At 64.2% G+C, this 12377-nt stretch carries 10 protein-coding genes; all 10 read left to right on the top strand.

Annotated elements, in window-relative coordinates; all coding sequences use genetic code 11:
* The first annotated feature begins 1 nt into the window (after window position 1).
* The 10 genes from RHIBR816_RS0100505 to ftsA all read left to right on the top strand — a co-directional run bounded on the left by RHIBR816_RS0100505 (window position 2) and on the right by ftsA (window position 12287).
* Entirely contained in the window at window positions 2-1435 is a 1434-nt protein-coding gene (locus RHIBR816_RS0100505; RefSeq protein WP_018234570.1) for a UDP-N-acetylmuramoylalanyl-D-glutamyl-2,6-diaminopimelate--D-alanyl-D-alanine ligase, read from the top strand.
* A gap of 137 nt (window positions 1436-1572) precedes the next feature.
* Window positions 1573-2673, top strand: coding sequence for a phospho-N-acetylmuramoyl-pentapeptide-transferase (mraY, locus tag RHIBR816_RS0100500; RefSeq protein ID WP_018234569.1), 1101 nt, complete (start codon window positions 1573-1575; stop codon window positions 2671-2673).
* Window positions 2674-2678: 5 nt separating this feature from the next.
* The gene (murD, locus tag RHIBR816_RS0100495) at window positions 2679-4070 is read left to right on the top strand and encodes a UDP-N-acetylmuramoyl-L-alanine--D-glutamate ligase (RefSeq protein ID WP_018234568.1); all 1392 of its coding nucleotides are present in this window, start codon (window positions 2679-2681) and stop codon (window positions 4068-4070) included.
* Window positions 4071-4150: 80 nt separating this feature from the next.
* Entirely contained in the window at window positions 4151-5305 is a 1155-nt protein-coding gene (ftsW, locus tag RHIBR816_RS0100490; RefSeq protein ID WP_018234567.1) for a putative lipid II flippase FtsW, read from the top strand.
* A 3-nt stretch (window positions 5306-5308) separates the two neighbouring features.
* Window positions 5309-6430 carry an undecaprenyldiphospho-muramoylpentapeptide beta-N-acetylglucosaminyltransferase gene (gene murG / locus RHIBR816_RS0100485; protein WP_018234566.1) on the top strand — a complete coding sequence of 374 codons (1122 nt, stop codon included), beginning with the start codon at window positions 5309-5311 and terminating at the stop codon, window positions 6428-6430.
* Window positions 6427-7836, top strand: coding sequence for a UDP-N-acetylmuramate--L-alanine ligase (murC, locus tag RHIBR816_RS0100480; protein ID WP_018234565.1), 1410 nt, complete (start codon window positions 6427-6429; stop codon window positions 7834-7836). Before murG ends, murC begins: the two co-directional genes overlap by 4 nt.
* Before the next feature lie 3 nt (window positions 7837-7839).
* Window positions 7840-8814 (top strand): UDP-N-acetylmuramate dehydrogenase, encoded by a 975-nt coding sequence (gene murB / locus RHIBR816_RS0100475; protein ID WP_018234564.1) that lies wholly within the window; start codon window positions 7840-7842, stop codon window positions 8812-8814.
* Window positions 8815-9115: 301 nt separating this feature from the next.
* Window positions 9116-10042 (top strand): D-alanine--D-alanine ligase, encoded by a 927-nt coding sequence (locus RHIBR816_RS0100470; RefSeq protein ID WP_018234563.1) that lies wholly within the window; start codon window positions 9116-9118, stop codon window positions 10040-10042.
* Window positions 10030-10959 (top strand): cell division protein FtsQ, encoded by a 930-nt coding sequence (gene ftsQ, locus RHIBR816_RS0100465; RefSeq protein ID WP_018234562.1) that lies wholly within the window; start codon window positions 10030-10032, stop codon window positions 10957-10959. Before RHIBR816_RS0100470 ends, ftsQ begins: the two co-directional genes overlap by 13 nt.
* Window positions 10956-12287, top strand: a complete 1332-nt coding sequence (gene ftsA / locus RHIBR816_RS0100460; protein WP_018234561.1) for a cell division protein FtsA — start codon at window positions 10956-10958, stop codon at window positions 12285-12287. The genes ftsQ and ftsA overlap by 4 nt, the downstream gene beginning before the upstream one ends.
* The last annotated feature ends 90 nt before the right edge of the window (window positions 12288-12377 follow it).

Raw genomic sequence — 12377 nt, 5'->3', positions numbered from 1 at the left:
GTTGAACTGGCTCTGGACATGCAGCGATCTCCTGGCGGCCATGAACGGCCGCCCGGTCGGCAACCTGCCCGAAGGTATCATCGGCATCTCGATCGACAGCCGCACGATTGAAAAGGGCGAGGCCTTTTTCGCGATCCGGGGCGATCGCGTCGATGGCCATGACTATGCGGGAATCGCGCTTGCCAACGGAGCCTCATTGCTCGTCGTCAGCGAAGGAAAGCTCCCGGCGCTCGGGCGCCTGATCGCGCCGATGATCGTCGTCGACGATGTCTTGGAGGCGATGATCCGCCTCGGTTGCGCCGCGCGCGACCGGAGTGCGGCGAAAGTCATCGCCGTCACCGGCTCGGTCGGAAAGACGACGACGAAGGAGATGCTGAGGCATGTCCTGTCGCCGCTCGGGCGGGTCCACGCTTCCGTCGCATCCTTCAACAATCATTGGGGTGTGCCGCTGACGCTTGCGCGCATGCCGGAGACGACCGATTTCGGCATTTTCGAGATAGGCATGAATCACCATGGCGAGATCCGGCCGTTGACCGCGATGGTGCGTCCCCATGTGGCCGTCGTGACCAGCATTGCCGCTGCGCATCTTGGCAACTTTGCCAGTCTTGACGAGATTGCCTCGGCGAAGGCGGAGATCTTCGAGGGCGTCGTCAAGGGCGGCCACGCGGTCATCAACCGCGACAGCCCGCAGTTCGACATCCTCGAAAGGGCAGCCGTGGCGGCGGGCGTCAGCCACATCCACGCCTTCGGCGCAAATCCCAAATCGGAATATCGGCTGATCGAATTCGCCGGGGGAGCGGAGCGTTCCGTCCTGTGGGCAGGAATCGGCGGCAGGACGCTGGAGGTGACGATCGGCGCACCGGGACGGCATATCGCCGAGAATGCCCTGGCGGTGATTGCCGCCGCGCAGCTCGCCGGCGCGGACCTCGACCGCGTCATTGCCTCGCTCGCCACCATGCAGCCTGAAAAGGGTCGCGGCTTGCGGCATCGCCTCAGGATTGGCGCCGGCCACCTGACGCTGATCGATGAAAGCTACAATGCCAACCCGGCGTCGATGCGGGCGGCGATCGCCCTGCTGCGCGACGCCGAGCCGCCTGCCGGCAGCCGCCGTATCGCGATCCTCGGTGACATGCTGGAGATGGGCGAGCATTCCGCGGCCGTACACGCCGCTCTGGCGGAGCCGCTCGTTCAGGCGGGCATAACCGACATCTGGCTCGCCGGTCCCGACATGGCGCATCTGCGCGACGCTTTGCCGGCCGAGATTTCGGTCGTGCACCGCGAGGCCGTGGGCGACCTGATCGCCTACGCGCTCGGCGCCGTCGCCGCCGGCGACGTCGTAATGGTCAAGTCGTCGAAGGGCACCGGTTGCGCCAAGATCGTTCAGGCGCTTCTCGATGCCTATCCGCAAGAGTTGGCCGAAGCGGGGGAAGTATAACGGCGTTGCCACCAATGCTGGTGGATAAGGCCTCGGCCAGGGGAAATGGCCTAACATAGTCAAGTGCAAGTGGGTATCGTCTATCAGATGATTCTGTTGGACGATGTCCGATTCTAAACCTTTGGGGAAGGTCCCTTATGCTGATCTGGCTCGTGGAACTGGCGGACCACTTTCAATTCTTCAATCTCTTCCGCTACATCACTTTCCGCACGGGTGCAGCTCTCTTCACCTCCGCCCTGATCGTGTTCCTGTTCGGCCCGGCCATTATTTCCTCGTTGCGCATCCGCCAGGGCAAGGGTCAGCCGATCCGTGCCGACGGGCCACAGACGCATTTCAAGAAGGCCGGCACGCCCACCATGGGTGGCCTGATGATCCTCGCCGGCATCGTCGGCTCGGCGCTGCTCTGGGCCGACCTCTCGAGCATCTATGTCGTGTCGACGCTGCTCGTCACGCTCGGCTTCGGCGCAATCGGCTTCTACGACGATTATCTCAAGGTCACCAAGCAGTCGGACAAGGGCTTTTCCGGCAAGGCGCGCCTCGGCATCGAATTCGTGATTGCCGCGATTGCGGTTTTCTTCATGATGCGTGCGGCGCTTTCGACCGGAACGGCAGGCTCCACTTTCGGGTCGTCCGTGGCGTTCCCGTTCTTCAAGGACCTGATGCTCAATCTCGGCTATTTCTTCGTGCTTTTCGGCGGTTTCGTCATCGTCGGCGCGGGCAATGCCGTGAACCTGACCGACGGTCTCGATGGTCTCGCCATCGTGCCGGTGATGATCGCTTCCGCCGCCTTCGGGCTGATCGCCTATCTCGCCGGTAACGCGGTGTTCGCCAACTACCTGCAGATCCATTTCGTGCCCGGCACCGGCGAACTCGCCGTCATTCTCGGCGCCGTAATCGGGGCGGGGCTCGGCTTTCTGTGGTTCAACGCCCCGCCGGCGGCGATCTTCATGGGCGATACCGGCTCGCTTGCGCTGGGCGGCCTGATCGGCACCGTTGCCGTCGCGACCAAGCACGAGATCGTCATGATCATCATCGGCGGGCTCTTCGTCATCGAGACGCTGTCGGTCATTATCCAGGTCTTCTGGTTCAAGCGTACCGGCAAGCGCGTCTTCCTGATGGCGCCGATCCACCATCACTTCGAGAAGAAGGGCTGGACGGAGAGCCAGGTGGTGATCCGCTTCTGGATCGTTGCAGTCATTCTGGCGATGGTCGGCCTCTCGACCCTCAAGCTGCGGTAAGCGAGATGATCCCGGTCACCACATTCAGGGGCAGGAAGGTCGCGCTCTTCGGCCTCGGCGGTTCGGGGTTGGCGACGGCCGAGGCGCTGGTCGCAGGCGGCGCCGAGGTCACCGCCTGGGACGACAATCCGGAGAGCGTCGCGAAAGCCGGCGCCGCGGGAATCGCGACGGCGGATTTGCGTCATGTCGACTGGAACGGCTTCGCGGCTTTCGTGCTTTCGCCGGGTGTGCCGCTGACACATCCGAAGCCGCATTGGACCGTCGATCTCGCCCACCAAAACGGTGTCGATATTATCGGCGACGTCGAGCTTTTCGTGCGCGAGCGCCGCGCCCATGCCCCCGATTGCCCCTTCATCGCCATCACCGGCACCAACGGCAAATCGACGACGACGGCGCTGATCGCCCATATCCTCAAGACCAGCGGGCGGGACACGCAACTCGGCGGCAATATCGGCACGGCGGTGCTGACGCTCGATCCACCAAAGGCAGGACGCTTCTACGTGGTCGAATGCTCGTCCTACCAGATCGACCTGGCGCCGACGCTCGACCCGACGGCCGGCATCCTGCTCAATCTGACGCCCGACCATTTGGACCGGCACGGCACCATGCAGCACTATGCCGACATCAAGGAACGATTGGTGGCGGGAAGCGCTACCGCCGTCGTCGGCGTCGACGACAGTTTCTCCAGCCTGATTGCCGACCGGGTGGAGCGTGCCGGAACCAGGGTCGTGCGTATATCGCGCCGTCATGTGCCGGCCGACGGAATTTATGCCGAGGGATCGTCGCTCATGCGGGCTGAGGGCGGGACATCGTCGCTCTTTACCGATCTTTCCGGCATCCAGACGCTGCGCGGCGGGCACAATGCCCAGAATGCGGCGGCGGCCGTCGCCACCTGCCTTGCCGTCGGCGTCAGCGAAGATGAGATTGTCAACGGGCTGAAGAGTTTTCCGGGCCTCAAGCACCGGATGCAGCCGGTTGCGAAAAGGGACGACATCGTCTTCGTCAATGACAGCAAGGCGACCAATGCCGATGCGGCCGCTCCCGCGCTTTCGAGCTACGAGCGGATCTATTGGATTGCCGGCGGCCTGCCGAAGGAAGGCGGCATCACCTCGCTGTCGCCGTTCTTCCCGAAGATCGTCAAGGCCTATCTGATCGGCGAGGCGGCGCCGGCCTTCGCGGTGACGCTCGGCGAAGGCGTGCCCTACGAGATTTCCGGCACCTTGGAAAAGGCGGTCGCGCACGCGGCGGCGGATGCGGCGCGGGACCGCCAGGGCCCGGCCGCGGTGATGCTTTCCCCGGCTTGCGCAAGCTTCGACCAGTACAAGAATTTCGAGGTGCGGGGCGATGCCTTCGTCGGCCACGTAGCGGCCCTCGAAGGCGTGACCATGCTCATCTGACGCACGACGCCTGGACAGGCGCGTCGGAGCCGGGTTTTTCGGAAGTTGGCGTATGGTGCGCCGGAAAAGGGGACAGACAGATGGTAAGCCGAGCCGAACGTGGCCCCGTGGCCGACTGGTTCTGGACGATAGACAGGTTCTTCCTGGCGACCTTCATCCTGCTGATGGGCGTCGGCTTCATGCTTTCCTTCGCCGCCAGCCCGCCGGTCGCCGAGCGGCTCGGGCTCGACAGCTTCCACTTCGTCAAGCGTCACGCGGTCTTCCTCCTGCCGTCGCTCGTGGTGATGGTGGGCATATCCTTTCTGTCGCCGCGGCAGGTCCGGCGCGCGGCGATCATCCTGCTCGCTGCATCGCTCGGCATGATGGTGCTCGTTCTCTTCGTGGGCGAGGAGGTCAAGGGTTCGCTCCGCTGGATCTCGATCGCCGGCATTTCGATCCAGCCGTCCGAGTTCATGAAGCCGGCCTTCGTCGTCGTCTGCGCCTGGCTTTTTGCCGAGCACGCCAAGCAGCCGGAGATCCCCGGCAACCTCTTGTCGATCCTGCTCTTCGGCATCGTCGGCGCGCTGCTCGTCGCCCAGCCGGATCTCGGCCAGACGATTCTCACTGCAGCGGTATGGGGCGGCATGTTCTTCATGGCCGGCATGCCGTGGCTCTGGATCATCGTGCTGGCCGGGGCGGCCGCGGGCGGCTTCTTCGTCGCCTATACGATGCTGCCGCACGTCGCCGGCCGTATCGACCGATTCATGACCGGCGAGGGCGACACGTTCCAGGTGGATACGGCGCGCGATGCCATCATCCGCGGCGACTGGTTCGGCCGCGGCCCGGGCGAGGGTATCGTCAAGCGCATCATTCCCGATAGCCACACCGACTTCGTCTTCTCGGTGGCCGCAGAAGAGTTCGGCATCATCTTTTGCATGGTGATCGTGCTGATCTTCGCCTTCCTGGTCATGCGCGGGCTCAACCACGCTTTCCGCGAACGCAACGATTTCAACCGCTTTGCCGTCGCCGGCCTAGTGCTGCAGATCGGCATCCAGTCGATGATCAATATCGGCGTCAATCTCGAACTGCTCCCGGCCAAGGGCATGACGCTGCCGCTGATTTCCTATGGCGGCTCGTCGATGGTGGCGATCTGCGTGACCGCCGGCTTCGTCCTGGCGCTCACCCGTCACCGGCCGGAGAAACGCGCGGTGGAGCGCAGCCTCTTTCGATCCGGCATCGGAGTGCCGGCGGAGTAAGACATGGACAAGGGCATCATTTTTCTTGCCGCCGGTGGGACCGGCGGGCACCTCTTTCCCGCGGAGGCGCTTGCGCACGAGCTGAAGGCGTCCGGCTACGCCGTGCATCTGGTGACCGATAGCCGTGCCGAGCGCTATGCGGGAAAATTTCCGGCCGACGAGGTGCATGTCGTGCCTTCTGCGACGATCGGTTCGAAGAACCCGATCAAGTTGGCGCAATCGGCCTGGAAACTCTGGACCGGTTTGCGCGCTGCGCGGCGTCTGATTGCCCGTCACAAACCCAGGGCGGTCGTCGGGTTCGGCGGCTATCCGACGGTGCCGCCGCTGCTTGCCGCGACCGGCATGAGGGTTCCGTCGCTGATCCACGAGCAGAATGCCGTGATGGGGCGCGCCAACAAGATGCTGGCTTCGCGGGTGCAGGCGATTGCGGGCGGTTTTCTTCCCGAGAGGGTGGGCGCCTTTGCCGCGAAGACCGTGATGACCGGAAACCCTGTCCGCCCCGCGGTGCTGGATGCGGCGAGGGTCGCCTATGCGGCGTCGGATGGTGGCCCATTCCATCTCGTCGTCTTCGGCGGCAGCCAGGGGGCGCAATTTTTCTCGAAGGCCGTGCCGCAAGCGATCTGCCGTCTCGACGACGGGCAGCGCCAGCGGCTCAAGGTGACGCAACAGGCGCGCCCCGAGGATCGGGAAGGCGTCGCCGCCGCCTATGACAAGCTCGGCATCCCGGCGGAAGTGTCGCCGTTCTTCACCGACATGGCCGCGCGGATCGCCTCGGCGCATCTGGTGGTCTGCCGCTCCGGGGCCTCGACCGTTTCCGAGGTGTCGGCGATCGGCCGCCCGGCCGTCCTCGTTCCCTATCCCTACGCGCTCGATCACGACCAGGCGGCGAATGCCGCAGCACTTGCCGCCAAGGGTGGGGCGCGGGTCATCGCCCAGGCGGAGCTCAGCGCCGAGCGGCTCGCGGGCATCCTTTCCGACGCCATGAACAACCCCGAGGCGCTGGCGCAGATGGCCGCGAACGCCCGGGAAACCGGCAAACCGGACGCCGCGCGCTTGCTTGCGTCCCTGGTAGAGGCTATTGCCAGCGGCTCGACAGTCGCCAAGTTCAAGGAAGCACGCTCATGAAAATGCCGAAGACGATCGGGCTGGTACATTTCATTGGGATCGGCGGCATCGGCATGAGCGGCATCGCTGAGGTGCTGCACAATCTCGGCCACCGGGTGCAGGGCTCGGACCAATCGGACAGCGCCAATGTGCAGCGTCTGCGCGAAAAGGGCATCAAGATCTCGGTCGGTCACAAGGCGGAAAATCTCGGCGATGCCGAGGTGGTGGTCGTCTCGACGGCGATCAAGAAGGATAATCCCGAACTGATTGCGGCGCGCGAAAAATTCCTGCCGGTGGTGCGCCGCGCCGAGATGCTGGCCGAGCTGATGCGCTTCCGCAATGCGATCGCCATCGGCGGCACCCACGGCAAGACGACGACGACGTCGATGGTCGCGGCGCTGCTCGATGCCGGCGGTCTCGACCCGACGGTGATCAATGGCGGCATCATCAATGCCTATGGCACCAATGCGCGCATGGGGGCAGGCGAGTGGATGGTCGTCGAGGCGGACGAATCCGACGGTACCTTCCTGAAGCTTCCGGCCGATATCGCCGTCGTCACCAATATCGACCCGGAGCACCTCGACCATTACGGCAATTTCGACGCCGTGCGCGCGGCCTTCCGGCAGTTTGTCGAAAACGTGCCCTTTTACGGTTTCGGTGTACTCTGCCTCGATCATCCGGAAGTCCAGTCCATGGTCGGCAAGATCGAGGACCGCAAGGTCGTGACCTATGGCGAGAACCCGCAAGCCGATGTGCGCTATCACAATGTCCGGATGGACGGCGCAACCTCCGTCTTCGACATCGAGATCCGCCGCCGTCGCACCGGCCAGGTGATTCAGCTCGAGGGCCTGCGCCTGCCGATGCCCGGCCGCCACAACGTCTCGAACGCCACCGCAGCCGTCGCCGTCGCCCAGCGTCTCGGGATGGAGCCGGCGGCGATCGCCAAGGGACTTGCCTCCTTCGGCGGCGTGAAGCGCCGCTTCACGCTTACCGGCGAATGGAACGGGGCGCGTATCTTCGACGACTACGGCCATCATCCCGTGGAGATCAAGGCGGTCCTGAGGGCGGCGCGCGAGGCCTGCCAGGGGCGCATCGTCGCCGTGCACCAGCCGCACCGCTATTCGCGCCTGTCGAGCCTGTTCGAGGATTTCTCCTCCTGCTTCAACGATGCCGATACCATTCTGATCGCGCCGGTCTATGCGGCAGGCGAGGACGCGATCGACGGCGTCAATTCCGAAGCGCTCGTCAATCGTATCAAGGCCGCCGGCCACCGCGACGCTCGCTACCTCACCGGCCAGGAAACGCTGGCACCGGTCGTCTCGAAGATTGCGCAGCCGGGCGACTTTGTGGTTCTCTTGGGGGCTGGCAGCATCACCTATTGGGCCGCGGCGCTTCCCAGGGAACTCGCGGAAATTTCAGGAAGTTGAAGCATGAAGCAGGTTAACGGTCAGAAACTCCTGGACGCGCTCGGAAGCGGCGTCAGTGCAATTCGCGGTCGAATCACGCCCGATGCCCCGATGGACCGCGTGACCTGGTTTCGTGCGGGCGGGCTTGCCGAGCTGATGTTCCAGCCGCACGATACGGATGATCTGGTCGCTTTCCTCAAGCTGGTGCCGGAGGAGGTGCCGGTGATGGTGATCGGCGTCGGCTCGAACCTGCTGGTGCGCGACGGGGGTATTCCAGGGGTCGTCATTCGCCTTTCCGCCAAGGGCTTCGGCGATCTGGAGATCGTCGGCGAGAACCGCATCAAGGCGGGGGCGATCTGCCCGGACAAGAACATCGCGGCCATGGCGCTCGACCATGGCATCGGCGGCTTTTACTTCTACTATGGCATACCGGGCTCGATCGGCGGCGCGCTGAGGATGAACGCTGGCGCCAACGGCGGCGAGACGCGGGAACGCGTCGCCGAGGTCCACGCGGTCGATCGCAAGGGCAACCGGCATGTTTTGAGCAATGCCGATATGGGCTATTCCTATCGGCATACCGCCGCGGCCAAGGATCTGATCTTCACGCATGCGATCTTCGAAGGCTTTCCGGAAGACAAGGCGAAGATCCGCAACGACATGGATGCGGTGCGCCAGCATCGCGAGACGGTACAGCCGATCCGCGAGAAAACCGGCGGTTCCACTTTCAAGAATCCCGATGGCCATTCGGCCTGGAAGCTGATCGACGAGGCCGGTGGCCGCGGCATGATGATCGGCGGGGCCCAGATGTCGCCGCTCCACTGCAACTTCATGATCAACACCGGCCAGGCGAGCGGCTACGAGCTCGAATATCTCGGCGAGACGGTGCGCGCGCAAGTGCTGGAGCATTCCGGCATCAAGCTCGAATGGGAGATCAAGCGGATCGGCAAATTCATGCCGGGCTACGAGATCAAGGAGTTTCTCGGCCGCGCTGCGGGCTGAGGCGAAAAAAGCTCAAGTGAACGGGGGCCGCGACGGAGATACGTCGCGGCCCCTTTTGCATTCCGCGCTTAGCCGTAACCGCCGCCATAGAAAGTGCCGATTCAGCCGCGAAGCCGTTGATACGGGTTGATTCTGTTGAGGGCAGACAGCGCCCCCGCAACAAGAGTTAACCAAAGTAAACGATTCATTAACCATAATGTCGTTGTAGTGGCCCTACGCGGAGATCTCGCGACTCGGGGCTGATGGAAACAGCCAGACGCAAGCAAGCTTTGCGATAGTGGCGTACTGTTTGGGGGTCTAAATGAGCGGCAGGCATGTTGCTGTCCTGATGGGCGGATTTTCCTCGGAGAGGCCGGTGAGCCTGTCTTCCGGGGCGGCTTGCGCGGATGCCTTGGAAGCCGAGGGCTATCGCGTCACCCGCGTCGATGTCCGGCGTGACGTGGCTGCCGTCCTCGCAGAGTTGCGTCCGGATGTCGTCTTCAATGCGCTGCATGGGCCGTTCGGCGAGGACGGCACGATCCAGGGTATTCTCGAGTATCTCGAGATCCCCTACACCCACTCCGGTGTGCTGGCTTCGGCGCTTGCCATGGACAAGGCGCAGGCGAAGCACGTCGCCAAGGCCGCCGGCATTCCGGTTGCCGAGGCATTGATCATGGATCGCCGCGCGTTCGGTAACGCTCACCCGATGAAGCCGCCCTATGTGGTGAAGCCGGTGCGTGAGGGGTCGAGCTTCGGCGTCGTCATCGTCAAGGAAGACCAGTCGCATCCGCCGCAGGTCATTACCTCCAGCGAATGGCGCTACGGCGACCGGGTGATGGTCGAACGCTACATTGCCGGCCGCGAACTCACCTGCGGCGTCATGGGCGACGTGGCGCTTGGCGTCACCGAGATCATTCCGCAGGGCCACGCCTTCTACGACTATGATTCGAAATACGTAAAAGGTGGTTCGACGCATGTCATTCCGGCGCGGATTTCACCAAATATTTACCAAAAAATACAATCCTTGGCGGTGAAGGCGCATCAGGCGATCGGTTGCCGCGGCGTCAGCCGATCTGACTTCCGTCTCGATGATCGTGGCGATGGCGAGGGCGAGTTGATCTGGCTGGAGATCAACACGCAGCCCGGCATGACCCCGACCTCCCTGGTGCCAGAAATGGCGCAGCATGCGGGCCTTCAGTTTGGTGAGTTTCTAAGGTGGATCGTGGAGGACGCATCGTGCTTGCGTTGAGGGGCAGAAGGGGCAGAAGGGTTCGTCCTTCGCTCGGCGTCGCCGCCGAGGGTGATGACGCATTCGTGTTGCCGCGCCCGCTGCGCAAGGGCGTCCGCTTCCTGGTCAGCCTTGGTGCCGGCCGCGTCCGTTTCCCGGCTCATACCGGTACCTTTTCCGCTGCCGCCTTTCTTCTGGCGACCGGCCTCTACGGCATGTCGCTCGGCGGCCACACGCAGAACTTCGCGCAGGCGTCGACGACGGCTGCCGGCTTTGCCATCGAAGACGTCCGGGTCTCCGGCAACGAGCAGACCTCGGAGATCGACATCCTCCAGCAGCTCGGTCTCGACGGAACGACCTCGCTCGTGGCGCTCGATATCGCCGAGGCGCGCCGCCTGATCGGCGAATTGCCGTGGGTGGAAAGCGTCACCGTGCGCAAGGTCTATCCGGCGACCATCGAGGTGAACCTCAAGGAGCGCCGGGCCTTCGGCATATGGCAGCACGGGTCGGACCTGTCGCTTATCGAGCGCAGCGGCAGCGTGATCGCTCCCTTGCGCGACAACAAATTCGCCGCACTGCCGCTCTTCGTCGGCCGCGATGCCGAGACGGCGGCGGCCGCCTTCTACGACGAGTTTTCCCGCTGGCCGGAGTTCCGCTCGCGCGTAAGGGCCTTCGTGCGTGTCGCGAGCCGGCGCTGGGATCTGCGCCTCGACACCGGCATTGTCGTCAAGCTTCCCGAGAAGGATGTCGCCAGGGCGATGCGGGTTCTCGCGGAGATGGAAGAGGGTCACCAGCTTCTCGAGCGCGATATCGCTGCCGTCGATCTGAGGCTTGAGGACCGTACGACCGTGCAACTCACGCCGGAAGCGGTTGCGCGCCGGGAAGTGGCGCTGAAGGCGAGGGAGAAGATGCTGAAGGAGCAGGAGAAGCGGATATGAGTCTGTTCGGGTCCGCCAATTTTGGCCTTCCGCGCCTGAAGCCGCTTTCCTCGAAGCGGTCGCACGTCGTTTCGGTGCTCGACATCGGCTCGACCAAGGTCGTCTGCATGATCGGCCGGCTGACGCCGCGCGCCGAGAGCCAGATCCTGCCCGGCCGCACCCACAATATCGAGATCATCGGCATCGGCCACCAGAAATCGCGCGGCGTGAAGAACGGCGTGATCGCTGACCTGGATGCCGCCGAAAGCGTCGTGCGGCTTGCCGTCGATGCAGCCGAGCGGATGGCCGGGCTGACGATCGACAGCCTCATTGTCAATGTCTCGGCCGGCCGCCTGCAGAGCGACGTCTATACGGCGACGATCGACCTTGGCGGGCAGGAGGTCGACGCGAACGACCTCAAGAAGGTGCTCGCCGCCGCCGGCCAGCAGTCGCTCAGGACCGATCGGGCAATCCTCCATTCGCTGCCGACCGGCTTCTCGCTGGACGGAGAGCGCGGCATCCGCGACCCGCTGGCGATGTTCGGCGACGTCCTCGGCGTCGACATGCATGTACTGACCGTCGAACGGGCCGCGCTGAAGAATCTCGAGCTTTGCGTCAACCGCGCGCATCTCTCGGTCGAAGGCATCGTCGCCACGCCCTATGCCAGCGGCCTTGCCGCACTCGTCGACGACGAGGTCGAGCTCGGCTGCGCGGCGATCGACATGGGTGGTGGCACGACGACCATCTCGGTCTTCGCCGAGGGCAAGCTCGTCCATGCGGATGCCGTCAGCCTGGGTGGCCATCATGTGACGACCGATCTGGCACGGGGACTGTCGACGCGGATCGAGGATGCGGAGCGGCTGAAGGTCGTGCACGGCTCGGCACTTCCGAACAGCGCCGACGAGCGCGATATCGTTTCCGTGCCGCCGATCGGCGAGGACGACCGCGACCAGCCGACCCATGTGCCGCGCGCGCTCGTCTCGCGCATTGTCCGCGCCCGAATCGAGGAAACGCTGGAACTCATCCGGGACCGCATCCAACGGTCCGGTTTCAGTCCGATCGTCGGCAAGCGCATCGTGCTGACGGGCGGCGCCAGCCAGTTGACCGGCCTGCCGGAAGCGGCGCGGCGGATCCTGGCGCGCAACGTCCGCATCGGCCGGCCACTCGGCGTTTCGGGCCTGCCGGCGGCCGCCAAGGGTCCGGCATTCTCCACGGCCGTCGGTTTGATGATCTATCCGCAGGTCGCCGATCTCGAGACGCATGCCAGCCAGGGCGGCATGCTCTCCGCCTTCGGCGGCGGCAACAGCCGTATCGCCCGAATGGGCCAGTGGTTGAAAGAGAGTTTCTGAGTTCCGCCGGCGCAAGTGTGGCGCCGGGCAAGACGGGTATTTGAGTTTTAAAGATTTGGCCGGCTCGGCAAGGCGGCCAGAGAAAGAGAA

Origin of the sequence: Ensifer sp. BR816 (genome assembly GCF_000378985.1) — a bacterium.
Taxonomy (GTDB): Bacteria; Pseudomonadota; Alphaproteobacteria; order Rhizobiales; family Rhizobiaceae; genus Sinorhizobium.
Note: the sequence above shows the minus strand (reverse complement) of the source record. Positions and strands in the feature narration are given on the sequence as shown.